The following is an 869-nucleotide window of genomic DNA, read 5'->3' on the forward strand; positions in this document are numbered from 1 at the left end:
CTGTTTGGCATCGGTAATGTGCCCGGCGTGGTGGTCACCATTATCTTTGCGCTGCCGCCGATTGTGCGTTTGACCATTCTCGGTATCCGTCAGGTGCCCGCCGATCTGGTAGAAGCCGCTGAGTCCTTTGGAGCCAGCCCGCGCCAGATGCTGTTCAAGGTTCAGTTGCCGTTGGCAATGCCCACCATCATGGCCGGTGTTAACCAAACGCTGATGCTTGCGCTCTCCATGGTGGTAATTGCTTCGATGATCGCAGTGGGCGGATTGGGGCAAATGGTGCTGCGCGGTATCGGGCGTCTGGATATGGGACTGGCGGCCGTGGGCGGCGTCGGGATCGTTATTCTCGCCATCATTCTGGATCGGTTGACGCAATCTCTGGGGCGTGACAGCCGTAGCCGTGGTAACCAACGCTGGTATCGTACCGGTCCGTTAGGGCTGATCCTGCGCCCGTTCACCCGTTAATAACATTACACATAAAGAGGGATAAACCATGATGCAGAAAACCGGACTCGGGGCTGCGGCCCTGATTACCGCGCTGGCAGGCTCGCCGCTCTATGCTGCCGACCAGCCGGGCAAAGGTGTCAGTGTTCAGCCGGTGCAGAGCACGATTTCGGAAGAAACCTTCCAGACGCTGCTGGTCAACCGTGCGCTGGAGAAACTGGGCTACGACGTGCAACCGATTCGCGAAGTCGATTACAACGTAGCCTATATGTCTATCGCTTCCGGCGATGCCACCTTCACCGCTGTGAATTGGGATCCGCTTCAGGCAGACATGTACAAAGCGGCTGGTGGTGATGCCAAATTTTACCGCGATGGCGTCTACGTCGGTGGCGCAGCGCAAGGCTATCTGATCGATAAAAAGACAGCGG

2 protein-coding genes are annotated in these 869 nt (G+C 57.5%); both read left to right on the top strand.

Annotation, left to right across the window (positions count from 1 at the left end):
• On the top strand, positions 1-462 hold a 462-nt coding region (locus J5224_RS31145; RefSeq protein WP_264628872.1), incomplete at its 5' end, for an ABC transporter permease subunit.
• Positions 463-493: 31 nt separating this feature from the next.
• Positions 494-869, top strand: a 376-nt coding sequence (locus tag J5224_RS31150) for a glycine betaine ABC transporter substrate-binding protein (RefSeq protein ID WP_319802520.1), incomplete at its 3' end; no start/stop codon positions are given.

It is taken from the genome of Candidatus Symbiopectobacterium sp. NZEC135, assembly GCF_025962695.1.